This window comes from Flavobacterium cupreum (assembly GCF_003996965.1).
Taxonomy (GTDB): Bacteria; Bacteroidota; Bacteroidia; order Flavobacteriales; family Flavobacteriaceae; genus Flavobacterium; species Flavobacterium cupreum.
Genome location: NZ_QWDM01000011.1, coordinates 166,672 through 190,064 on the forward strand (window position 1 = coordinate 166,672; position 23,393 = coordinate 190,064).

A 23,393-nucleotide genomic window follows, 5' to 3' on the forward strand; every position below is an offset into this window, starting at 1 on the left:
CCTCAAAGGGGCGATTTTTTTTATTCGTTTTCGTCCAGATTTTCATTAAAAGCAGACGGTAATAAAGTTGGAATGAACTTGATTAAAATCGGAAGTAACAAACTGCCGCCCGGAAGCAGAAATATCGTTAATGACGGAATCGTTTTGCAGATATCCAGCAATTGTTTTTTTACCTTTTTCTTTTCTTTGGCATCCAGGTCCCTGGTTGTCGAATACGCCAGCAGAACCATTAGTTCTTTGCTTTGAACAATTTCCTTAACCAATCGGTTTTTATTCCTTACAATCAGTTTTACAACGGTATGCGTCATCTGATCATAAAAGTGTTTGACCGGATTAGAGTAATTAAAATAAGGAATTTTCTTTTTATGCGTGGTAATAAAAGTATGGGTAGTGTCAATACTTTGGGTAACAAAATCGTCAGAAACACCCATCATGGAACCCAAGGAATACAGGAAATAGGCTTCTTCGTTTTCTACGACACCATCGCTCCACAGCGCCATTCCGGCCATGTCTATTAAATAATACTGTTCGAGTTTATTACTGAAATACCCGAGTTGCAGGGTCTCTAAAGTATCTACTGTAACTTTTGAGAATTTTGAATAGCGTATGGAAGCTTCGAAAAGTTTAATCAGTAAATCGTCATGTTGCGATTTAACGGGTTTTGTTTTTAAGGCCAAGGCAACAATGCCAAGAACCGTTTCTTCAATTCGCTTCAAATATTTTTCGGGAATTTCCCCATGCGCTAAATATTGCCTGAAAGCCAATACATCTATAAATAATAAAGCGTTGGTTACCAGATGCGAGAAGTTTTTACTTATAATGCTGTCATTGGTCTGAACCCTCTCATCGATAATGTTTTCTAAAGCAAATGAAGGAGTATCTTTTGGAAGTAAAATTTTAAACAGGTTAAATCCTTCCGGATTCATTTGTTTGTAGAATTTTAAGGCTTCAGTGATAAAATTTTTGGGCTCAGAGTTTCTTTTCTCTAAACAAAAAACATTGTATAAAGTGTTTAAAAGGGCTACTTTCGAAATTTCAGTTTTAAACCAGCCTTTTATCGGAATAGGAATCTGGGAATCTATAGATATGATATGGCCATAGATAAAGCCGGTTTCCCTGACTTTATAATAAAACGAATCGATAGTCTCAAAAGGAATAGCTTCTGAAAACTTTTGTTCGCTAAAAAATTTATCTATCCAGCCTGATGCCGATGCGTTAATCATTAACTTTAGTTTGAGGATGCAAAGCTATATCTTTTTCTTGTGTTAAGATTAGTTTTAAATGAAATAACCACTAGATTTTGTGAAAAATAGTGGTTATTGTTTTTTTATTTGATGATTCCGGCGCAGGCAACCCTTCCTCCGGCATTTCCCGTAGGCTGTGTCGTAAAGTCATCTGTTCCCTGGTGTACGATTAAACCTTTTCCTAATACATCTTTTGTGGCATCACCACAGCCAACGCACCATTCGTCAGTGGTTAAAGTAATCGTTCCGTTTCCTTTTGCATCAGCGGTAAAGTTTCCTATATCACCTTTATGGTATTCGGCTGAACCCCATTTTCCGTGTTTTTTAAAAGTAGGATTCCAGTGTCCGCCGGCAGAACTTCCGTCCGCAGCAGTACAGTCTGATTTTTCATGAATATGGATGGCGTGAACACCTGGTTCCAGACCAGCCACTTTTGCTACAAAAGTTACTTTGCCGTTTTTCTCCGTAAAAGTAGCAGTACCGCTTACAGTACTATTGCTTTTAGGTTCTAAATTAACCGTCAGGGTTTTGGCGTCATTTGATTTTGTACTGGTCTTACAGCCAATTATTAAGGCAGTAATTATAGCGAAAGAAAGAATTACTTTTTTCATATGGAAGGCTTTTAAATTAAAGATTAAGTAAATTTAACATAAAAATACCGATTAACTTGGAGCCAAAAGTTAAAAAAATTCTAAAACTCGAAGCCATATTTAAGTATTTTTTGAGAAAGGAAGCCAAAAATATTGCCTAAATTCGTATCGGTTTTTATTCAAAAAAGCTGAAATATAATTTTCTAATTCATTGCTGTTTAGTATTTAAAGTGATAAAGAGGAATGTTTTTATCCTTGTTTTCTTAAGTAATCCTATAAATCTGTTTTATGAAAGCTAAATCATTTTTTTCATTAGTGCTATGTTGCTTTTTAAGTTTTGCTGTTCCCGCGCAGGAAAAATCTAAAAAAGAGCTTAGGGCAGCAAGAGAGCTTCAAAAACAGAAAGAAACCGAAAACCTCATTACGTCAAAGAATTTTGTTTTCAATGCTGAGAAGGCCAATCCGTTAGGGTACAGAATGATTATTCTCGATTACAATACGTACACTATAAAAGTTACCAAAGAGAATGTGGTTTGTGATCTGCCGTTTTTTGGACGTGCTTATAAAGTTGCTTACGGATCTTCTGACGGAGGTATAAAATTTGAAGGAAAGCCGGAGAATATTACGATAGAAAAGAAGAAAAAAAGCTACCTCGTAAAAATGATTGTAAAAGGTAAAGATGATGTCTATAATCTTTTGTTTACTGTTTTTTATGATGGCGGAACAAATGTGTCTGTTACCAGTAATAACAGGGCTTCCATTTCTTACGATGGTGAAATTAAGGCACCGGAAACGAAAATGTAGTTATAGTTTGTACAGAAAATAAAAACGGCTGTAATTTTAAAATTGCAGCCGTTTATTATTTATTTAAATGAATCTATTTTGCAGTTTTAACTTCATAGATGGCATTGACCATTCCGTTTTGAGGACTGTCCAGAGTAAGTTCCCAAAACATTATTCCGCCCAGTTTTTTCGCTTTCACATATTCGGTTTTTGCTTTTATTGATTGAATGTCATCTGATGTAGCAAATGTTTTGGATGCTGCATTGTACCAATAGGGTGCTTTTGCCTTTTCATCCCAAAAAGATTTCCATCCATTGGCTTCTGTATACGTTGAGGCGAAGTTTTTAAAATTGACCCCTTCAATATGTTCTCCGGGCTGATATAAACCGTTGTTTACGTTTTCAACATTCTTCCATGTTCTGGAATAAAAAGCTCCGCCAATAATCAATTTTTCTGCCGGAACTCCCTGATTTAATAAATAGGTTACGGCTCTGTCTGTCGATTCTTCTTTCGGATTGGTACTGTATAACGGGGTATGATGTCCGGTAACTTTAGAATAGCCGTTAACCAAATCGTAACTCATGATGTTAATGCGGTTTACTAACGGAGCGACAGCTTTCCAGTCTATAGATTCGTCTAAATATTTTTGAAATCCTCCGGCCGCAAAACTCAGTTCGTATTTTTTGCCTAAAGTAGAACGTAAGATTTTGATTAATTCGGTGAAATTAGGTTTGTCAGCAGCCTGAAACAAATGTCCCGGAAGTCCTTCAATGGCAGGATATTCCCAGTCTAAATCTAAACCGTCTACTTTAAAATAGGTACTTACTTCTTTTACCGATTTTGCAAATTTCAATCTGCCTTCAGCTGTTGAAAAAGCAGCAGAACAAGGCTCACAACCTCCCCAGCCCCCAAGTGACAAAACAATTTTAAGCTGTGGATTTTTGGTTTTTAAAGAAACTAAATATTTAATGGTAGTAGAATCTTTAGGAGAATCAACACTTAGTTTTCCGTCTTTTAAATGACAGAAACTAAAAATAATCTGGTCCAGTTTACTTACTTCGTATTCGTTAATCAATTTATCATCACCGGTGTAATAGGCAATAATGTCCATTTTTTTATTTTTTTGCGCAAACGTATTTGTGGCACACAAGCACAGAAAAAATAAGGCAATCAGGTTAATCTGTTTCATTTTTAAGCTATTAGTTTTTTGAAATGCTAAATATAAAACATTAGAATTGAAAATTCACTATCAGATATGTAACAGAAATGTAATTTTAATAAAGATTTGTGAAATGATCTCAAAGATAATGTAGAGGCGCACAGCAGTGCGTCTCGTCATTGTTTAGACGCACTGCTGTGCGCCTCTGCAATATGGTAAAAAAAATTAGGGTAAAAAAAATCAAAAATAAACCCGCACTGTTTCGGACAAGTGCGGGTTTAAACAAATTAAAAGCTAAAAACTATTTTTGTATTAGAAGCAGTATTCGTTTTCTGCTACTAATTTAGAAGTAATAACCTCTCTTAAAGCTACCACATTTGGATTGTTTGTATATTTTGTAAAACGTTTTAATCCCATTAACATCATACGTTGCTCGTCACCTTCAGCAAAAGAAATGATTCCTTCTTTTCCTCTTGAGTTTACGATATCTACCGCTTTATACAAGTATAATTTTGCCATTGCAATTTGCTCCTGTACTTTAGCTTCACCTTGATTTTTGGCTAATTTCTCCGTTCTAAGAATAGTACTTTCTGCCATATATACTTCGATTAATATATCAGAAGCAGCCATTAATAACTGTTGGTGAGAATCTAAATCCGGTCCGTATTTCTGAACGGCACTTCCTGCAACCATTAAGAAAACTTTTTTCAGGTTAGCGATGATTCCTTTTTCTTCCGCAAATAATTCAGAGAAATCAGGCGTGTCGAAAGATGGAATTCCCATTAATTCTTCAGAAACTTTCATAGCCGGTCCTAATAAATCAACATGACCTTTCATAGCCTTTTTGATTAACATACCTACAGAAAGCATTCTATTAATTTCGTTTGTTCCTTCGTAGATTCTGGCAATACGGGCATCTCTCCAGGCACTTTCCATTGGCGTGTCTTCAGAGAATCCCATTCCACCGAAAATCTGGATTCCTTCATCAGCACAAGATTGTACGTCTTCAGAAACTGCTACTTTAAGGATAGAACATTCGATAGCGTATTCTTCAACACCTTTCAATTCGGCTTCCTGATGAGAAGTTCCTTCCGCTTCACGGGCAGCAATTCTGTCTTCGATATCTTTTGCAGCACGGTAAGAAGCACTTTCTCCGGCGTAGGCATTCGTTGCCATTTCAGCTAATTTAGAACGGATCGCTCCAAAAGATGAAATTGGAGTATTAAACTGAATTCTTTCGTTAGCATATTTTACAGCATTTGAAGTCACTCTGCGTTGTGCATCCAGACAAGCTGCTGCCAGTTTAATACGACCAACGTTCAAAGCATTCATAGCGATTTTGAAACCGTTTCCTCTTTCAGACAACATGTTTTCAACCGGTACTTTTGTATCGTTGAAGAAAACCTGACGCGTAGAAGAAGCACGGATTCCTAATTTATGCTCTTCTTCATTCATGGAAATTCCGTTAGACGGATCGTTTTCTACGATGAAACCTGTAATATTTTTATCATCACCAATACGGGCAAAAACGATGAACACGCTGCAGAAACCTGCATTTGAAATCCACATTTTTTGTCCTGTAATTTTATAGTGCGTTCCGTCTTCAGATAAAACGGCTTTTGTTTTTCCTGAGTTAGCATCAGATCCTGCACCTGGTTCCGTTAAACAATAAGCTCCAAACCATTCTCCTGAAGCCAGTTTAGGAACGTATTTTTTCTTTTGTTCTTCAGATCCATAAAGGGTAATTGGCATTGTCCCGATTCCGGTATGTGCACCAAAAGCAGTTGAGAAAGATCCTGTAGCACCCGAAATGTAATCGCAAACTAACATAGTAGAAACGAATCCCATTCCCAATCCACCGTATTCTTCCGGAACGGCAACTCCTAAAAGTCCCAATTCACCTGCTTTACGCATAGAAGCTTCTGTATACGCATAATCTTTCTTCTCGAAACGATCTTTATGCGCCCATAATTCTTTGTCTACGAACTCTTTTACAGAGTCACGCATCATTAACTGCTCTTCCGAAAAATCTTCTGGTGTAAAGACATCTTCGCATTTTGTTTCTTTAACTAAAAACTGACCACCACGGGTTACGTTTTTTTCGATTGTATCTGCCATTTTTTATTCTTTTTAGAGAAAAGAAAATAGAATATAGAGAATAGACTTTACTTCAATCCGTTTTGGAAGCTCATTGTTATTCTTTGAAATTCTTCTATTTTAATTTCTAATTGGTTAAATTGTATTTTGTTTATGTATTTTCTATGCGTAGCAATTAATAATTGCGTGATTAGTTCAAATGAGGAGCCTAGAGAAATGTCTAAAAAATGACTGAAAGATTTATCTGTTCTTGAAGAACCTTCAGCAATATTACTAGGCATTGAAACAGAACATCTGCTAATTTGAGAACTTAAATCATATCTTTCATGTTTTGGAAATTCTAACAATAAATCCGAGATATCATTAGCGATTGAAATTCCAATTTGCCAAATCTTTAAGTTCTTATAATTATGTCTCATGTTTTTGAGTCAAGTTAAGAAATTAAAACAAAAAAAGTAAGATTAATACTATTTTTATTTAAAGCTAGAACTTTATGTCGCTACAAAAGCCTTATCTCTTTCCTTTCACAAAACTCTATTCTCTTTATTCTATGCTCTTTATTCTATATTCTATTCTCTTTATTAAAGAACCTCGTAAATCCCCGCAGAACCCTGTCCAGTCCCCACACACATACTCACGATTCCGTATTTGTTACCTCTGCGTTTCATTTCGTCGAATAACTGAACAGAAAGTTTAGCACCTGTACATCCCAGAGGGTGACCTAAAGCGATCGCTCCACCGTTTACGTTTACGATATCCGGATTTAAACCTAGTTCGCGAATTACAGCCAGAGACTGAGAAGCAAAAGCCTCGTTTAATTCCACTAAGTCAATATCTTTCAATTCTAAACCAGCTTGTTTTAAGGCTTTCGGAATTGCTTTTACAGGACCGATACCCATGATTCTTGGTTCAACACCAGAAGAAGCAAAGTTTACCAATCTTGCAATGGGCTCCAGGTTTAATTCTTTCACCATATCCTCGCTCATGATCAAAACAAAAGCAGCACCATCACTCATTTGAGAAGAGTTACCGGCAGTTACGCTTCCGTCAGCGGCAAAAACAGGTTTCAAACCAGCCAATGCAGCCACAGAAGTTCCGGCACGTGGACCTTCGTCTTGTTTTACTACATATGATTTAGTTTCTTTTTTACCGTTTTCGTTGATGAACGTTTGATCAACAGTAATCGGAACAATTTGTTTGTCGAATTTTCCTTCAGCCTGCGCTTTTAGGGCTTTCATATGAGAGTTGTAAGCAAACTCATCCTGATCTTCTCTGGAGATTTTGTATTGGTTGGCTACTGCTTCAGCCGTTAAACCCATACCCCAGTAGTAATCTTCATGACCTGCAGCGGCAACTTTATAATCCGGAGTTGGTTTGTAACCTCCCATCGGAATAAAACTCATGCTTTCTGCTCCACCGGCAATGATACAATCTGCCATTCCTGACTGGATTTTAGCAGTCGCCATTCCGATAGTTTCTAATCCGGATGCGCAATAACGGTTTACGGTTACACCAGGAACATCTTCTACTTTTAATCCCATTAAAGAGATCAAACGCCCAACGTTCAAACCTTGTTCTGCTTCCGGCATGGCATTTCCTACCATCACGTCATCAATACGTTTTTTGTCAAAATCAGGCAGTTCATCCATCATAAACTGAATGGTTTCCGCAGCTAATTCATCAGGTCTTTTAAATCTAAAAACCCCTTTTGGTGCTTTCCCTACCGCTGTACGATAAGCTTTTACTATATATGCTGTTTTCATTTGTTTTTGTTTTTAAGATTATAGAAAATAGATCATAGAAAATAGACTTTTACTTTGTCTCAAAATCTATATGCTATTCTCTTTATTCTATTTTTTAAGACTATAGAAGATAGCGTATAGAAAATAGACTTAAAGTCTTACATCTATATTCTATTCTCTTTGTTCTATTTTCTAATTACGAAGTGGTTTTCCTTTAGTTAACATATACTGAATTCTCTCTAAAGTCTTGCGCTCTGTACAAAGAGATAAGAAAGCTTCACGTTCGATATCTAATAAATATTGTTCGGATACTAAAGTGGCTTCAGATAAATCACCACCGGCCATTACGTAAGCCAGTTTGTTGGCGATTTTTTTATCGTGCTCAGAAATGTATTTTCCGGCTTCCATCTGATCGGTTCCCACTAAGAACATTCCCAATGCTTGTTTACCTAAAACCTTAACATCAGTTCTTCTGATTGGTTGTGTATAACCCGCTTCAGCCATTAACAACGCATGTTTTTTAGCTTCAGCAATCTGACGGTCTTTGTTTACCACGATAACATCTTTTCCATGCTGTAAAAGTCCGGTATCAAAAGCTTCGTAACCTGAAGTCGATACTTTTGCCATTGCGATCGTTAAGAAATACTCCTGAAGAACGTTTAGTTCCACATCGTTTTTACGGAAAAGATCTGAAGCTCTTAAAGCCATTTCTTTAGATCCGCCACCACCAGGAAGTACACCAACACCAAACTCAACCAATCCCATATAGGTTTCTGCAGCAGCAACCACTTTATCAGCGTGTAAGCTCATTTCGCATCCACCGCCAAAAGTCATTCCGTGAGGCGCTACTACAACCGGAATTCCGGAGTAACGAACACGCATCATCGTGTCCTGGAACAATTTGATTGCCATGTTCAATTCATCATATTCCTGCTCAACGGCCATCATGAAAATCATTCCGATATTGGCTCCAACAGAAAAATTCGCTGCCTGGTTACCAATAACCAGTCCCTGATATTCTTTTTCAGATAAGTCGATTGCTTTATTGATAGCAGCAAGTACGTCGCCGCCAATGGTATTCATTTTAGACTGGAATTCTAAGTTTAAAATTCCGTCACCTAAGTCCTGGATAATTGCGCCGCTATTGCTCCATACTTTTTTGCTTTCGCGAATGTTGTTCAGGATAATAAATGCATCCTGTCCCGGAACTTTAACTTGTGATTTTGTTGGGATATTGTAGAAATAAGAAGCGCCTTCTTTTACAGAGTAGAAACTTTCGCTTCCGGAAGCTAACATTTCCGTAACCCATGCAGCCGGTTCTAAACCTTCTGCTTTCATGATTTCGATTCCGTTGGCAACACCAATGGCGTCCCAAATTTCGAATGGACCATTTTCCCATCCGAAACCGGCTTTCATCGCATCATCAATTTTATATAATTCGTCTGAGATTTCAGGAATTCTGTTGGAAACATAAGCAAACATTCCAGAGAAACTCTTACGGTAGAATTCTCCTGCTTTGTCTTTTCCTTTCACTAAAACTTTAAAACGGTTGATTGGTTTATCGATAGTTTTTGTCAGTTCAAGTGTAGCGAAAGAAGCTTTTTTAGCCGGACGATATTCTAATGTATCCAAATCTAAAGAAAGAATGTCTTTATCGACTTTTTTGTAGAAACCTTGTCCTGTTTTGCTTCCCAACCATTTATTCTCCATCATTTTGTTGACGAAATCAGGAAGTTTAAACAATTCGTGTTGTTCGTCAGTCGGGCAGTTTTCATAAATACCGTTGGCAACGTGCACCAAAGTATCCAGACCAACCACGTCAACGGTACGGAAAGTAGCCGATTTTGGGCGACCGATAACCGGACCAGTCAGTTTATCAACCTCTTCAATTGTTAATCCCATTTCTTTTACCAAATGGAACAAACTCTGGATTCCGTAAATACCAATTCTGTTTCCGATAAATGCCGGAGTATCTTTGGCCACAACCGAAGTTTTTCCTAAGAATTTAGATCCGTATTCATTTAGGAAATCCAATACTTCAGTGGAAGTTTTTGGACCAGGAATAATTTCAAATAATTTTAAGTAACGCGCAGGGTTAAAAAAGTGGGTTCCACAGAAGTGTTGTTGAAAATCTTCGCTTCTTCCTTCGCTCATAAAGTGAATCGGAATACCGGAAGTGTTAGAAGTAACCAAAGTTCCCGGTTTACGGAATTTTTCGATTTGTTCGAATACTAATTTCTTAATATCCAGACGTTCCACTACAACTTCAATAATCCAGTCCACATTGGCAATTTTTGCCATGTCGTCTGTAGTATTTCCAGTAGTAATTCTGTTGGCGAATTTCTGGCTGTAAATAGGAGAGGGTTTTGATTTCAATGAATTCGCTAAGTGTTCGTTTACCACTCGGTTGCGAACCACTTTACTCTCAAGCGTTAATCCTTTTTTAGCTTCAGCTTCTGTCAACTCGCGGGGTACGATGTCAAGCAGTAAAACTTCAACACCAATATTGGCAAAATGGCAAGCTATTCCTGAACCCATAATTCCGGATCCGATTACAGCGACTTTTTTAATTGTGCGTTTCATAATTTGTTACTATTTGTTTTTTGTATGGAATCTGATATGTTTTAGAAAATAAGGTTATTCATTTTCCGGTTTTTCTGTTTGATTAAATATGTTCTTGTCCTGAATCAATTCGTTGATGATTTCCGAAACCTCAATAAAATGTTTTAATTTTTCGTCAGAAACATGTTTCCGAACCGTTTCATTAAATTTCAGCACTGTATTTTTAGATAAATCTCTTTTTTCTTTTCCAAATTCGGTCAGGTAAATCAAAACGCCTCTTCCGTCACTCGGGTTCTTTTTGCGGACAATAAGACCTTTATCTTCCATTGATTTTAAGGTTCTGGTCAAGCTGGTAGCTTCCATTCCCATTCTTGGGCCTAACGCCGTAGATGGAGTTCCGTCTTCTTTGTCTATACTCAAAAGGGCAAATCCTGTCGCCATAGTGGCATCGTATTTTGCAGCTTCCTCGTTATACATTCTTGACACAGCCTGCCAGGTGGCTCTTAAAATATAATCTATTGTTTTGTCTTTCATAAGTAACTATATCGATTTCAAATATAATCAAAAAATACTATGCGTGCATATTATTTTTGAATAAATTTTTGGTTAATGAAAAAATGTCTCTGAAACAGAGTGGTTTAGGGTTAGTTTTTGAATTGAAATATACTATTCTTTTTTGAGATTTTAACAAATTCGTCAGCGTAAAAAATCTTTTATGGTTTTAAATCCTCTTTTAATTCCGCATTTGGTAAAAAAAACTGAATTTAATGCGAATAAAATTTACTCCTTATATTTTTCAAGTGCCATCTGGAGGTTTTTTTTCATCCGGTTCCGCAGGCCTTCCGGTTTCAGGATTTCGATGCCACACCCAAAACCCAATAACAGACGTTCCATTTCATAATTCGGAATAACGAGTAAATGCACTATAATGGTGCCGTCATCATTTTGTTTGATCAGTCTTTGTGTCGGATGCAGGGGTTTTGTCAATACATAAGGAGCATTTATTTCATCGATCCAGAGTTCGATTTTTCTGGGCTGCAAACCCGAATTCACCGTTACGCCAATTACATTTTTATAATACAAATCGGCATCAAAATCTTGTTCTAAATACGGTACATTAAAATCGTAATCAATGGCAATAATGCGGTCCAAAGCCAGATTGGTAATGGGCTGTGAGCCCTTTTTCTTTCCAACTAAAAACCATCGGTTATTGAATTCCTTCAAAATAAACGGATGAAAATGAAACTTATTTTCTTCCCTGGATTTAAAGGATTTGTAGGTAATGACGAGTGCCACTTTTTTGATAATCGCCTGATACACTTCATCTAAATAATGCAGACCTTTCAGTCCTTCATTTTTATCCAGATAAATAACCGGTCGCGTATGTGATTTCTCGGAGTAGATTTTATCCTCCAGACGCTGCAGTATATCCGAAACGTCGCTGAACAAAGAGAAATCCTTAAACTGTTTGAGCATCGAAACGGTTTCGGTTAAGACATTCATGTCGGTTTCCGTCAGCGGAATATCGGTGATGGTAAATTCGTCGTCTTCATATTTATAGAACTTCTTGTCATACACGACAATAGGGGCGTTGTAGCCCAGTTTTTCACTCCGCATCAACTGAATATCCATCTGGATCGTTCGTTTGCTGATGGAATTCTCGCGGCCTTCATATTCAAACAACGCTTCAGAACAGCATTCGATTAAATCTTCCAGGGTCCATTGACGATACCTGTTTTGTAAACATTTGTCTATTGTTTTGTACCGTATTAAGGCATTTTTGTTTTGTGACATAGTATGTTTTTTTGCCACAAAGGCACAAAGGCACAAAGTTTTTTTGCCACAGATTAAAAGATTAAAATGATTAAAAAATCTCCTCAATCTCCTCAATCTGCGAGAAACAAAAACTTTGCGGCTTTGCGGCTTTGCGCGTTTATTTTTTCGTTTCCAATATTCCGTCCAGAAACCCGACAGGTTTTTAAAACCTTTCGGGTTTATCATTGCGATATGTAACCGTTAAAATGAATCAATATAAAATCTGCTCGATCTGCAAAATCTGCGAGAGAAAAACTCTGCGCAATTCAATTTTTAGCTTAATAATTTTATCTCTTTCTCAATATTCAATCTAGCTTTCTCTTCATACAATTTTCGGAATTCATCAGTCTGATAGATAAAGTCATTCTCCAGAAAATGTTTTAAAGCCTTCGCTCTTCCGGGTTTATAGAGAAAATCGGGATAAATGCGGTATTCTTTTCTGATTTGCTCAAAGTAAATTTGATAGGCATCCCAATCGCGGGCAAGAATCTTCAGGTCAAAATCTATTAACCAGTTGATATCTTCAATTGTATGATGTGCATGGAGTTGTGTGGCACAAATAGCATCAAAAACGAATTGTTTGTCAAATGAAATATTTTCAGGTAAGATCGACAAAGCAAATTCAGCACTTTTGAGTTCATTATCTTTTTTGCTGCTCTTATAAATGTAATCGTGATAAAAAACAGCAAATAATACTTCGTTAGGAAATTGAAGCTGATCCAAATACATTTCAAAACATTCAACCATATCTCTGATGTGGGTAAGGTTGTGATAATGCCTTGATTTCCCGGAATATGCCTTTTCTAAATCAGACCAGTTTCGCTCGATTTCTTTTTCTTCAAAACCAATATTGGCGAGCAATTCCCTAAACTTTTGCTTTAGACTCATATCCTTTTTTACTCAAATATAGAATTCTTTTTTTACTGCGCAAAATAACTGCGTACTACTTCTGAAATCTTTGCTCAGGAAATAAAACAAGTTCATTGAAATAAAAAATTGCGTTAACAGGGTCAAGTTTGAGTTACTTCGAAAAACTTTCCACGTACACACTTACACCATTACCGGTTAACACAATTTAGAAGGAGGCAGTAGCTCAGCGGTTAGAGCAGGTAGTTTTGAAATTATCCTCAAAAGGTCAATCAAAACTTACTTCGTACACTTTTAATGTCCGGGTCGTGGGTTCGAATCCCATCTGCTTCACTATTACAGGTCAATTAAAACTTACTTCAGAAAATCGGTATTTCCGGTTCGAGTCCGGCGAGTTTTAAAATTATCAGTAATAAAATGAGGGTCAAGATTAACTTACTTCGGGATAACCCCACCAAACTGTCACTTTGAATCAGTTAATCTATTACACTCGAATTTCAGGTCAAGTGTTTCTTACTTCAAATCTTTTAGGTAGAACCAGGAACACCATTATCTAAATTTTAAAAATTAAAAAAAATGAAAACAAAAGCATTATTAAAAATCAGTTTGCGTCAAAACGCCATTTTCATTCCATCAGAAATGATAACGAATGATATCAAAAATTTATCAGGAACAACATCGGTTTTAATGGCCAATGTTTCAAAACTCGGATTTACATTTTCCGAATCGTTATTGCACGCTTTAAATAATGTAAACCCAAATTATAAAGTCGAAGTTTTAGAAACGCTGAATGAAGTTTTAGGAACCGATAAAAACTGGACGCCTTTGGTGAAAGAATGGAATATTCCAACTGGAGAAACTGTTTTAGATCATATTGCAACTTTCTTCGCAACCGTTTTTAAAACCAAAAACGGAACGGCTTTACCATGCGGACATACCATTCCCGGGAATACTTTTCCTTTGGAAAGATACAACGGCTGTCCGTTTTGCGGAACTCCGTTTGCATTTGGTACAATCGAAAACTTCGGACAGGGAAGTAAATTGAAAGTGTTGGAATTGTGGACAGAAAAAGAGTTGGAAGACTTTTACAAATCATTATTGCAATCTAAAACGGCTTTAGACGCTACGCAAGTGGATAGTTTAAAAACAGCAATGCAATATTTGCCTTTGCCAAAAACAGACGTTGCAATGAAGGAAACTTTGATGCTGGTAATCGATCTTTTGATTGAAAACGGTAACGAAGCCAAAGCTGCTCAATTTTTAAAAACGCCAACGGATATCTTAAGATACTTATGGTATAAAAATACCGGAATGCTTCAGATTATCGAGCCAAAAACAATTGTGAAACGTGCGTCAAAAAACGCGCAGCATTTCCACCTTGTTTTAGATACAAGTGCGCAGGCAAGAATTGCTTCTCAAAAAGATTTGAAATTAAAATATTCCCGTAAAGAATGTTTGATGGCAGCCAATTGGTTGAATAATCTGGATATGGAAGTAGAAGCCATGTGCGAAATCATGCATCCGAAAAGAGGAATGTGGGTTCGTTTTATCAGGGCATTACGTTTGGCAGAATACAGCAAGAGAAAAGGGTTTGAAAAATTAGCTTTTTTCATGGATGTTTTTTACAACCAGGTGTATGACGTTTGGCAAAGCAAAGTGAACACATCACGATTAAAATTTGATGCCGATAAAACATTTGCATTACTAAAACAGCGTCCGGGATTGTTTGCACGTTCTTTATTCTCCAATATGTTATGGTTTGGTGCAGACGAGACCATCGCACATTTTGAAGAAATTATCGATAAAGTTCCGGCCCGACTCGTGTTTACCTTAAACATGTATGCTCAGAACTACTTTGATAAGAACATGCACAGAAGTGTGAAAGCTTTGGGTGGAACCAACAAACGAATTGAACCAAATGGTTTATTGAAACTGTACGATGATCTGCAATTGGAAGCAATGAAAAATCAAATCGAAGAATTATGCCTTTTGGCCATGAAAAAACGATTTGCAGCGGTTGCGAATACAAATAAAACGATGTATATCGATCCGCAATTATTTAATATTCCGGTTGCTATAGGAGATCGAAACGATACCGTTCAGGATTTACCGGTGGCTTTAATGGGAACACGTTTCCCGATTGAAGGCAACGAAGTGCGATTGTTTATGCAATGGGGTAAGGATTTGCCGGCACAGCATTTAGATATGGATTTGAGTTGTCATATCGCGTATGCAAACAGTACAGATATTTGTTCTTTCAGCCGACTGACCACAACAGGTTGTCAGCATAGTGGTGATATCAGAAGCATTCCGAATAAAATTGGAACCGCCGAATATATCAACATCAACATTGACAAATTGGCGAAAGCAGATGCCAAATTTGTAACTTTTACCTGCAATGCCTACAGTAACGGAAGCATCACGCCAAATCTTATTGTGGGTTGGATGAACAGCAAATATCCGATGAAAATCTCCGAGAAAACCGGAGTGGCATACGATCCGTCTTGTGTAGATCATCAGGTGCGTGTGACGCAAAACGTTGCCAAAGGTTTGGTTTTTGGAATTCTTGATGTAGCCAAAAGAGAAATCGTTTGGTTAGAGATGACTTTCGGAGGTCAGGTGGTGCAAGGTTTGGATTTCAAAGGAGTTCAGGCGTTGTTGGCAAAATTGAGCAGCAAATTGAATATTGGTAGTTTATTACAGCTTAAAGCGGAAGCTCAGGGTTTAATAATTACCGAAAATGAAATTGCTGACGAAATGTATACAGCGCAATGGGCTATGAATCCGGCAGCAGTAACACAATTATTAATTGATTAGGAGAAAGGTACAAAGGTACAAAGGTACAAAGGTTCAGAGGTACAAAGATTTTGTAGAGACGCACTGCGGTGCGTCTTTGCAAAGTTTGGTAAATTTAATCTCGCAGAGCCGCAGTCGCAAAGTTTTTTCTGCGTAATATTTGTCATTTCGACGAAGGAGAAATCTTCGCAGGCAACTCCGTAACGAAAGTCAATCTTTGTAGAGCTTCTCGTGGAGATTTACTTCGTCTGTTCGCTATCGCCCGAGTCTCCTTCGTCGAAATGACATAAAATGAGGAAAAATCATTTTTAATCTTTAATCTGTGGCTTAAAAAAACTTAGCGAAAAATATTTTAATTTATGACAATCAAAGAAATAATATACAAAGCTGAAAAAAGGTTTAAAAAAATACAGCTTATTGATTATCTGTATGGATTCCAAATTCAGCCTAATACAAAGTTTACAAAAGGTATTAGCCGCAAAGAAATTGATCAGCTTGAAATTCTTTTTGGATTTAAATTTCCTTGGGAATACAGAGAGATGCTCTTAACTTTTTCAAATTTAGATACTCCCACAATTTCAATTAATCCTGAAGATAAATCCGATATTCAATATAATCAGGACAACTTTTTTTATAATTATCCTGAGGATTATGATAAATCAAGATGGATTATTAATGAAATTGCTGAAAACAAATTTGAAGCAGAATCTGTTCTTACGGAAGCAGGTTTTGATGTTTCAAAAATAGTTGGATTCATTCCTACGTACCATCATCGGGTTCTTGTGGTTTTTGAAGATAAATATCTTTCACCAGTCATTTCTGTTTGGGGATCAGATATTATTATGTTTGGAAATAATTTACGGGAATATTTAAAAAATGAACTTTTAAGAATATAATCATGAAGACACCAATATATCAAATTTTTGGTTCTGAAAATTCGCTAGATGCCGATGTAGTTTTCTTTGTTAAAGAAATGCCGGAAACAATAGTAGAAAAACTGTCATTATCAAAGGAATTCAGTAAGACCATAACTTCATTTTTTCCAGAAAAAGTAATTAATGCGAATCTTGCTGTTTTAAAAAATGGTCATTTAACCGAGGTCTATAAAGGAACGACAGATGAATTAAATAACGCGTTGTTTTATACTTATCAGTTTCACGAACAAAAACAGGAGAATCAAATAACGAAACTTTTGGTACGGGATGTTGATTTAAAATTTTTGAGAAGCAGTCGCATGATTTTGTCTTTTGTAAGCAAAACCGAATATCGGGTTTTAGTAAAAAAAGCTTTAAAAGGAAATCTGAATGAAAAAATTCAGGCTTTAGAAACTATAAAACTAAGCGCTATAGCTTCCTTCGGGAAAGAAAAAAAAAGTCCCGATAGTATAAAATCAATAGCTTTTCAATTAGGACAAACAATTGCGCTTCAGGAAGGAAAAGAAATTTATACCAAAAATCAAATTGCAGCTTCTTTTCCGGATTTAAGAAAATATCTTTCCAGAGAAGAAAATGTCGATTTTAATGATTTGCAGAAATGGCTTTCGACATTTATAGAAATCATTAAAACGAGACTCTCTTTGATGAAAAATACATCAGAGTACAAATATGAAGATGAAAATGATTTTAACTACGCAAAATAATTGCGCACCAAAATTGAAATCTTTGTTCAAAGAAAATAACTAATGAATACAACGCTTTTAAAGGAAATGATTTCCAAAAATTATGTACGGGTAAACAAACATCCCGAGCATGATTTATACATTTATAATTATACTCAAAATGCCCAATTCGAACGTGTTTGGAATGAAGTAACCTTAGCCTGCAGAGGATTGATTTTAGATCAGAATGACACCATGATTGCAAGACCTTTTCCTAAGTTTTTCAATTTAGGTGAAATGGAAAATCAGGTGCTTCCGGATTCGACTTTTGAAGTATATGATAAAATGGATGGTTCATTGGGAATTTTGTATTGGATCAACGATGTACCTTTTATGGCAAGCAGAGGTTCTTTTGCAAGCGACCAGTCGGATAAAGCGAATGAGATGCTGCACGGTAAATACAGAAATTCATGGTCATTGCTGGATAAAACGAAAACCTATTTGTTCGAAATTATTTATCCTCAAAACCGAATCGTATTAGATTACGGAGCAGCAGAAGAACTGGTTTTGCTGGCGATTGTTGATACAACGTCCGGAGAAGAATTTCCATTAGAAAATATTGGTTTTCCTGTGGTTGAAAAATATGATGGAATCAAAGACATTATGACTTTAAAAGGATTGGATGTCAATAACAAAGAAGGTTTCATCATTAAATATGCGAACAATTTCCGTGTGAAAATTAAATTTGAAGAATACCTTCGTTTACACCGAATCGTCACTCAGGTTTCCAACGTGAACATCTGGGAATATTTGAAAACCAATCAGCCTATGGAAGAAATTCTGGAACGTGTTCCTGATGAATTTTTCGACTGGGTAAAACAAACCAAAGGCGATTTAGAGAATCAATATTCGGTAATTGAAAATCAATGTAAAAATGATTTTAAAATTTTGGAATCGCGCAAGGAAACTGCTTTGTATTTTCTAACTTGTCAATATTCAGGAGTATTATTTGCGATGCTGGATAATAGAGATTATTCGGAGATTATCTGGAAAATGATCCGGCCGACATTCGAAAAACCGTTTAATAAAGGAGAAGAATAAAAAAATAATTTACCTGCGCAAAATAGCTGCGCACTGGCAAAACTATATTTGTCAAACAAAAGAAAACACAATGATTATAAAACTTACATCAGAAAATAAATACTTTTTAGATATACTTTATAAAAATCCAAATACGGATCAGGGACTTTATCTAAAAGAATTAAAAAACGGAATTGTAATCGGGAACGTTGTTTCTGCTAACGAATATCATTGTGTTTTTTTAGATGGCAAACATAGTTATTTGCCCGAAGAGGGAAACCAGATCGATTTTCAAAGTTATTGCAGTCCGTTACTTGCTTTGAATATGTCGACCGAATTTTTCAATCATTTATACAAAGAAAATGCAAGTTTGAGTGAAACAGTAATTTCCTGGCTCGACAAAAATTACAATGAAGTAGATACCGAAAAATGTACGATCGAGGTAGCGACTTTTTTCATCGATTCTGGGTGGTATAAGAACGATCGTTATCTTTTGTCTAAATACATTGATGGAATTTCGCTGAATCATAAAATTGGTAATAATTACGAATTAAATATCGAAGGCAAAACGGTGAGGGAAGCGTTGCAAAAATTTTCGCTTGTAGCCCTGTTTTCGCACTTTACCAACAAATATGCGGTTTACACTTATATCGATGATTATTTTATTCAAAAGCATATCACGATGTTAACCAATATTTCGGGGATTCCGTATTTCGTGTTTTATCTTTTTATAAAAAGAATCATGCGTTCTCCGGTTCAGTTCGAAAAATTCAAACCACAGTTAGAAGCCTATTTTAATAGCGAAATACAATTTGTATTTACCGACACACATCAGTCCAGAAAAGAATTTATTTGCAGTCAAATCAATTTTGAAGAACCTGTTTTAGACTTTGGCTGCGGTGAATTACAGTATTTTAAATTATTGCTTAAAAAAGGATTTACGCAGGAATATCATGCTTATGATGAAGTTGATTTTAAGCATATTGCTGATAAAATTACCGCAATAGAAAATGCAGATAATTTACGATGGATTGAAAGTTTGGAAGAAATAAAAGACTTTGAAGGTCAGGTGATCCTAAGTGAAGTGATTGAGCATAATTCATTTGAAGAAGCAAAAGAATTGCTGATCTGGATTCGCGACAATACAAATTTTACCCAATTATTTGTGACAACACCGGATAAGGATTTTAATGTAAATTATGAAATGACAGAGGAATTCAGGCACGACGATCACGATTTTGAATTGTCAAATTCAGAGTTTAGGGAATTGATCAATGAAATTTTTCCAAATCCCAAATCATTTTATGGAGTAGGAGATTGTGTAAAGGGAGTTTATCCAACAAGTGCGGTAATCATTCAAAAAAAGTAAAAGATGTTAGACTATAGAGTAAGAAACAGAATAGAGTGGTTTTGCAAAAACAAGATAAATGATTTTTCGCCAACCATTTCACCGGCTCCAAAAAGCAAAGCAAAAAATGAAATTGAAAGCATCGGGGAAGCGGTAAATTATTATTTGGGAAAAGGGGTAACTGAATTTGTGGTTCAGAAAAAATACATGGGTTCGTATTGCACAATTTACCTGAAAAGAAACATTGAAGAAACGTATTTCGTTTCCCGAAACGGTTTTAAAATGGATCATATTGATGTAGACAAAGCAATAAACAGCGTAAAGGATCTGCATGCGAAAATGATAGTTGCTTTTCCTGATTTCGATACCATTTTGATTGCTTCAGAATTATTGCCCTGGAAAGTTTTGGGCGCTGGATTAATCGAGAAGGAATTTACGGGATACTATGACGCTTTAAAAACGCACAATGCCTATTTGCAGTCTTCAGGCTTACTTGAAAAACTGGAAAATGTAAAAGAATCAACAGCATTTACAACATATATTTCAGATAAAACACAACTTAGCAGAAAAGAATTTGGCAGTAAACATAAATCGCACATTATCCGTCAATACGAAGCTTTGGCAGCTGTAAAAATTCCGGATGTAGCAAAACAGGAAGAATCATTACAGGTTTTTAAAAATCAGATTAATACTTTTGGAGATGAAGCCGAATTGCATTTTAAGCCATTTACGATCTTAAAAGTGGTAAATACAGCTGGAGGTGAGATATTGCCAAACAGTAATCTGACTTATGAATTGGTAAACGATGATGTTTTTTTACATCTGGAAATTACAGATTTAAATAAAGAAGAAAAGCTAGGCGAGATTTATTCATTTTTCGAAAAACTAACCTCTGACAATGAGGAAGGTATCATGATCAAACCGGTTCAGAATTACATTAAGAATTTGCCACCGTGTTTTAAAGTCAGAAACAATAATTATCTGACGATGATCTACGGCGTAAATTTCCATCAGGATTTTGATCATTACTTAGAAAAAAGGAATGTAAAGAAGAAGTTGGAACAATCGATAAACGGTTGGGAAATCAATCAGAAAATGCTTCAGGTTCCTTACAAAGATTTAGAAGAAGAAAATTACCTCATGCGTTTGTTGCTTTTGAAGCGAATTAATAACGAAGAAATAGAAAAAACATTAGATCCAAGATTATAATAAAATTCAGAACATGAAAAAGACACCAACCTTAACGATACTTGCAGGCTGTCCGGCATCAGGGAAAAGTACTTTCGCCGAGTGGAAAGTAAGAACTGAACCTAAAACAATGCGAATAAGCCGTGATGAAATCAGGTTTTCGCAATTTCAGGAAGCGATGGATCCTGCAGCCGAAAGTATGATTTCGAAAATCGTTAACGGACAAATTAAAACGTTGCTTTCGAATGGATGGAATGTAATTCTGGATACTTGTAACGTAAAAGCAGAATACCTCAAACAACCGGTCAATGATTTTTCGGAAATGGCCAATATTGAATTTAAAGTGTTCGACTTACCATTAGAAGAGCTTTTGACCCGAAATGAAAAGAGAGACCGAAAAGTTCCCAAAAAAGTAATTGAAAACATGTACCATCAATTGCAGAAAACAAAAGAAAAATTCGATTTTAAACCGATTAAAAAAGTAAACAAAAATTTGGAATACTGCACCCAAAACCCCGACCTGCCAAAAGCCATAATTTGTGACCTCGACGGAACGCTCGCCTTAATGAACGGACGAAACCCTTTTGATGCCAGCAAATGCGACGAAGACGAAATCAACAATCCGGTGGCGAATGTTTTGAGAAATTACAAGAAATTGGGATATCAGATACTATTGGTTTCCGGAAGAGAAGACCGATACAAAGCACCGACATTGCGTTTTCTGGAAAAACACGAAATCGAATACGATGACCTCATCATGCGTAAAACCCAGGACAACCGAAAAGATTCCATCATCAAAACCGAAATCTATCACGAGTTTATAAAAGACAAGTACTTTGTAGAATTCGTTTTAGACGACCGAAACCAGGTAGTAGATACATGGCGAAATGACCTGAAATTGCCGTGCTTCCAGGTGTATTATGGGGATTTTTGATTGGAAGATGTTAAGGTGCTAAGTTTCTAAGCAGCTAAGTTTTTAAAGTATTAATTTCTCATTTTGTGTCATTTCGACCAAAGGGAGAAATCACAGAAGAAACTCCGATCCTAAAATCGCCAATCTTTGTCGAATTACTGGTGTGATTTCTCCTTCGTCGAAATGACAAACTGTGTGTAAAAAACTTTGCGACTCTGCGCCTTTGCGTGATTAAAAAAAAAAACAGACCCCAAAAAACTTCTCTCTTTACGTCTTCAAGGCAAAAAATAATAAATAATAAAGACTCAAAGAGGAAAAACCTCAGAACCTTAGCCTCTTAGAATCTCAGTAACTTTAAAAAAAATGAATACATACATAGACATAGGAATTAATTTAACCAATAAACAATTCCAAAACGACATAGACGATGTCGTACAAGACGCACTCGATGCCGATGTAGCAAAAATGATACTCACCGGCACCAGCGTCCGAAATAGCGAAGCCTCGGCTGAAATCGCCAGGCAATATCCCGGAATACTGTACGCAACAGCCGGAATTCACCCGCATGATGCGAAGAGTTTTGATGCGCAGAGCATTTCAAAACTGCGCAATTTATTAAAGCAGCAACACGTAGTTTCAGTAGGCGAGTGCGGACTCGATTTTGATCGTGACTTTTCGCCCAAAAATGTACAGGAAAGCTGTTACAAAGCCCAGTTAGAACTGGCGATTGAAGTTCAGAAGCCATTGTTCCTGCACGAAAGAGCCGCTTTTGCAAAGTTTATGGACATTACAAAAGACTATTTGCCGCAATTGCCAAAAGCAGTCGTGCATTGTTTTACCGGAAGCCTGCCCGAAGCCAAAACCTATCTCGATAACGGATTCTATCTGGGTTTTACCGGAGCGATATCCGACAGTAAACGTTTTGAGCATTTAAAAGAAGTGATTCAATACGTACCGCTCGACCGAATGATGATCGAAACCGATGCCCCCTTCATGCTCCCGAAAAATGTACCCAACAGCCTCCTGAAAAAATACCACGAACGCCGTTGCGAACCTGCTTTTCTACCTTTTGTGGCGGGAACGGTGGCGCAGTTTAAAGGGATTTCTTTAGATAGAGTGGCGGAAGAAACGACGAGCAATGCTAAGAGGTTTTTTGGGATTTAGTTGCAAAGAGGCAAAGGTGTAAAAGGAACAAAGTATAAAACGAAAAAAACTTTGCATCTTAACGCCTTAGTGGTAAAAAGAAGCAGGCTTTTAAATCAGGTATTTTTACTGGGTTTAAAAGGCTTTTTGTTTAATTACATTTGAAAACAATCATGAAAGAAAAAATACTAGCGAAATTAAAAGAAATAGAAAAAAGCAAGAATGTAGAAATACTTTTGGCCGTAGAATCAGGAAGCCGCGCCTGGGGATTTGCTTCTCCGGACAGCGATTATGATATCCGTTTTATATATAAACACAATCCAGAGTATTATTTATCGCTTTGTGCAAATTCCGGTTATATTGATCACCCCATTCCGTTTTAAAGTGAGCACCTGATTCCAGTTCAAAATGACCACCTAATTCCGGTGCAAAGTGAGCACCTCCGTTTTGATTAAAAACTATATTTTTT

Annotated in this window: 19 protein-coding genes, 1 tRNA gene and 1 pseudogene; 11 read left to right on the plus strand and 10 right to left on the minus strand. The window is 36.5% G+C overall.

Features of this window, described 5'->3' with window-relative positions; translation table 11 throughout:
* Positions 1-20 precede the first annotated feature (20 nt).
* Positions 21-1,223 (minus strand): LETM1-related biofilm-associated protein, encoded by a 1,203-nt coding sequence (locus D0817_RS17160; RefSeq protein WP_127339600.1) that lies wholly within the window; start codon positions 1,221-1,223, stop codon positions 21-23.
* Between the two features lie 104 nt (positions 1,224-1,327).
* A complete protein-coding gene (locus tag D0817_RS17165; protein ID WP_127339601.1) occupies positions 1,328-1,855 on the minus strand; it encodes a superoxide dismutase family protein in 528 nt (175 codons plus the stop codon).
* A gap of 267 nt (positions 1,856-2,122) precedes the next feature.
* Here D0817_RS17165 and D0817_RS17170 point away from each other — a divergent pair, with 267 nt between their 5' ends.
* Complete coding sequence (locus D0817_RS17170) at positions 2,123-2,638, plus strand: DUF4251 domain-containing protein (protein WP_127339602.1); 516 nt, start codon at positions 2,123-2,125, stop codon at positions 2,636-2,638.
* A 73-nt stretch (positions 2,639-2,711) separates the two neighbouring features.
* Here D0817_RS17170 and D0817_RS17175 read toward each other — a convergent pair whose 3' ends face one another.
* The 8 genes from D0817_RS17175 to D0817_RS17210 all read right to left on the minus strand — a co-directional run bounded on the left by D0817_RS17175 (position 2,712) and on the right by D0817_RS17210 (position 12,880).
* Positions 2,712-3,806 (minus strand): glycoside hydrolase family 18 protein, encoded by a 1,095-nt coding sequence (locus D0817_RS17175; RefSeq protein WP_127339603.1) that lies wholly within the window; start codon positions 3,804-3,806, stop codon positions 2,712-2,714.
* 282 nt (positions 3,807-4,088) lie between these two features.
* Complete coding sequence (locus tag D0817_RS17180) at positions 4,089-5,894, minus strand: acyl-CoA dehydrogenase FadE (protein ID WP_127339604.1); 1,806 nt, start codon at positions 5,892-5,894, stop codon at positions 4,089-4,091.
* A 47-nt stretch (positions 5,895-5,941) separates the two neighbouring features.
* Positions 5,942-6,292 carry a four helix bundle protein gene (locus D0817_RS17185; protein ID WP_127339605.1) on the minus strand — a complete coding sequence of 117 codons (351 nt, stop codon included), beginning with the start codon at positions 6,290-6,292 and terminating at the stop codon, positions 5,942-5,944.
* A 162-nt stretch (positions 6,293-6,454) separates the two neighbouring features.
* A complete protein-coding gene (locus D0817_RS17190) occupies positions 6,455-7,636 on the minus strand; it encodes a thiolase family protein (RefSeq protein WP_056193737.1) in 1,182 nt (393 codons plus the stop codon).
* A gap of 171 nt (positions 7,637-7,807) precedes the next feature.
* Entirely contained in the window at positions 7,808-10,198 is a 2,391-nt protein-coding gene (locus D0817_RS17195; protein WP_127339606.1) for a 3-hydroxyacyl-CoA dehydrogenase/enoyl-CoA hydratase family protein, read from the minus strand.
* A 54-nt stretch (positions 10,199-10,252) separates the two neighbouring features.
* Entirely contained in the window at positions 10,253-10,711 is a 459-nt protein-coding gene (locus D0817_RS17200) for a MarR family winged helix-turn-helix transcriptional regulator (RefSeq protein WP_127339607.1), read from the minus strand.
* Between the two features lie 246 nt (positions 10,712-10,957).
* Positions 10,958-11,971 carry a helix-turn-helix transcriptional regulator gene (locus D0817_RS17205; RefSeq protein WP_127339608.1) on the minus strand — a complete coding sequence of 338 codons (1,014 nt, stop codon included), beginning with the start codon at positions 11,969-11,971 and terminating at the stop codon, positions 10,958-10,960.
* A gap of 294 nt (positions 11,972-12,265) precedes the next feature.
* Complete coding sequence (locus D0817_RS17210; protein WP_127339609.1) at positions 12,266-12,880, minus strand: HD domain-containing protein; 615 nt, start codon at positions 12,878-12,880, stop codon at positions 12,266-12,268.
* 194 nt (positions 12,881-13,074) lie between these two features.
* On the opposite strand from D0817_RS17210, the gene D0817_RS25590 reads away from it, so the two are divergent.
* The 10 genes and pseudogenes from D0817_RS25590 to D0817_RS17255 all read left to right on the plus strand — a co-directional run.
* Positions 13,075-13,192: transfer RNA gene (locus tag D0817_RS25590), tRNA-OTHER, on the plus strand.
* Between the two features lie 243 nt (positions 13,193-13,435).
* A complete protein-coding gene (locus D0817_RS17215) occupies positions 13,436-15,676 on the plus strand; it encodes a hypothetical protein (protein ID WP_127339610.1) in 2,241 nt (746 codons plus the stop codon).
* A 338-nt stretch (positions 15,677-16,014) separates the two neighbouring features.
* Positions 16,015-16,551, plus strand: coding sequence for a hypothetical protein (locus D0817_RS17220; RefSeq protein ID WP_127339611.1), 537 nt, complete (start codon positions 16,015-16,017; stop codon positions 16,549-16,551).
* A 2-nt stretch (positions 16,552-16,553) separates the two neighbouring features.
* A complete protein-coding gene (locus D0817_RS17225) occupies positions 16,554-17,294 on the plus strand; it encodes a hypothetical protein (RefSeq protein WP_127339612.1) in 741 nt (246 codons plus the stop codon).
* Between the two features lie 42 nt (positions 17,295-17,336).
* The gene (locus D0817_RS17230; RefSeq protein ID WP_127339613.1) at positions 17,337-18,353 is read left to right on the plus strand and encodes an RNA ligase; all 1,017 of its coding nucleotides are present in this window, start codon (positions 17,337-17,339) and stop codon (positions 18,351-18,353) included.
* 70 nt (positions 18,354-18,423) lie between these two features.
* Positions 18,424-19,701, plus strand: a complete 1,278-nt coding sequence (locus D0817_RS17235) for a class I SAM-dependent methyltransferase (RefSeq protein ID WP_127339614.1) — start codon at positions 18,424-18,426, stop codon at positions 19,699-19,701.
* A gap of 3 nt (positions 19,702-19,704) precedes the next feature.
* Positions 19,705-20,889: a DNA ligase-like domain-containing protein gene (locus D0817_RS17240; RefSeq protein WP_127339615.1), complete on the plus strand. Its 1,185-nt coding sequence runs from the start codon at positions 19,705-19,707 to the stop codon at positions 20,887-20,889.
* 13 nt (positions 20,890-20,902) lie between these two features.
* Complete coding sequence (locus tag D0817_RS17245) at positions 20,903-21,802, plus strand: phosphatase domain-containing protein (RefSeq protein ID WP_127339616.1); 900 nt, start codon at positions 20,903-20,905, stop codon at positions 21,800-21,802.
* A gap of 342 nt (positions 21,803-22,144) precedes the next feature.
* Positions 22,145-22,945: a TatD family hydrolase gene (locus D0817_RS17250; RefSeq protein ID WP_127339617.1), complete on the plus strand. Its 801-nt coding sequence runs from the start codon at positions 22,145-22,147 to the stop codon at positions 22,943-22,945.
* 152 nt (positions 22,946-23,097) lie between these two features.
* Positions 23,098-23,298 (plus strand): annotated as a pseudogene (locus D0817_RS17255) (DNA polymerase beta superfamily protein); the annotation flags it as partial.
* Positions 23,299-23,393 lie beyond the last annotated feature (95 nt).

What these genes read in the sequence shown, in the direction of transcription:
- D0817_RS17160 (WP_127339600.1), bottom strand. Translation starts at nt 1,223, where the DNA reads ATGATTAACGCATCGGCATCAGGCTGGATAGATAAATTTTTTAGCGAA.
- D0817_RS17165 (WP_127339601.1), bottom strand. Translation starts at nt 1,855, where the DNA reads ATGAAAAAAGTAATTCTTTCTTTCGCTATAATTACTGCCTTAATAATT.
- D0817_RS17170 (WP_127339602.1), top strand. Translation starts at nt 2,123, where the DNA reads ATGAAAGCTAAATCATTTTTTTCATTAGTGCTATGTTGCTTTTTAAGT.
- D0817_RS17175 (WP_127339603.1), bottom strand. Translation starts at nt 3,806, where the DNA reads ATGAAACAGATTAACCTGATTGCCTTATTTTTTCTGTGCTTGTGTGCC.
- D0817_RS17180 (WP_127339604.1), bottom strand. Translation starts at nt 5,894, where the DNA reads ATGGCAGATACAATCGAAAAAAACGTAACCCGTGGTGGTCAGTTTTTA.
- D0817_RS17185 (WP_127339605.1), bottom strand. Translation starts at nt 6,292, where the DNA reads ATGAGACATAATTATAAGAACTTAAAGATTTGGCAAATTGGAATTTCA.
- D0817_RS17190 (WP_056193737.1), bottom strand. Translation starts at nt 7,636, where the DNA reads ATGAAAACAGCATATATAGTAAAAGCTTATCGTACAGCGGTAGGGAAA.
- D0817_RS17195 (WP_127339606.1), bottom strand. Translation starts at nt 10,198, where the DNA reads ATGAAACGCACAATTAAAAAAGTCGCTGTAATCGGATCCGGAATTATG.
- D0817_RS17200 (WP_127339607.1), bottom strand. Translation starts at nt 10,711, where the DNA reads ATGAAAGACAAAACAATAGATTATATTTTAAGAGCCACCTGGCAGGCT.
- D0817_RS17205 (WP_127339608.1), bottom strand. Translation starts at nt 11,971, where the DNA reads ATGTCACAAAACAAAAATGCCTTAATACGGTACAAAACAATAGACAAA.
- D0817_RS17210 (WP_127339609.1), bottom strand. Translation starts at nt 12,880, where the DNA reads ATGAGTCTAAAGCAAAAGTTTAGGGAATTGCTCGCCAATATTGGTTTT.
- D0817_RS17215 (WP_127339610.1), top strand. Translation starts at nt 13,436, where the DNA reads ATGAAAACAAAAGCATTATTAAAAATCAGTTTGCGTCAAAACGCCATT.
- D0817_RS17220 (WP_127339611.1), top strand. Translation starts at nt 16,015, where the DNA reads ATGACAATCAAAGAAATAATATACAAAGCTGAAAAAAGGTTTAAAAAA.
- D0817_RS17225 (WP_127339612.1), top strand. Translation starts at nt 16,554, where the DNA reads ATGAAGACACCAATATATCAAATTTTTGGTTCTGAAAATTCGCTAGAT.
- D0817_RS17230 (WP_127339613.1), top strand. Translation starts at nt 17,337, where the DNA reads ATGAATACAACGCTTTTAAAGGAAATGATTTCCAAAAATTATGTACGG.
- D0817_RS17235 (WP_127339614.1), top strand. Translation starts at nt 18,424, where the DNA reads ATGATTATAAAACTTACATCAGAAAATAAATACTTTTTAGATATACTT.
- D0817_RS17240 (WP_127339615.1), top strand. Translation starts at nt 19,705, where the DNA reads ATGTTAGACTATAGAGTAAGAAACAGAATAGAGTGGTTTTGCAAAAAC.
- D0817_RS17245 (WP_127339616.1), top strand. Translation starts at nt 20,903, where the DNA reads ATGAAAAAGACACCAACCTTAACGATACTTGCAGGCTGTCCGGCATCA.
- D0817_RS17250 (WP_127339617.1), top strand. Translation starts at nt 22,145, where the DNA reads ATGAATACATACATAGACATAGGAATTAATTTAACCAATAAACAATTC.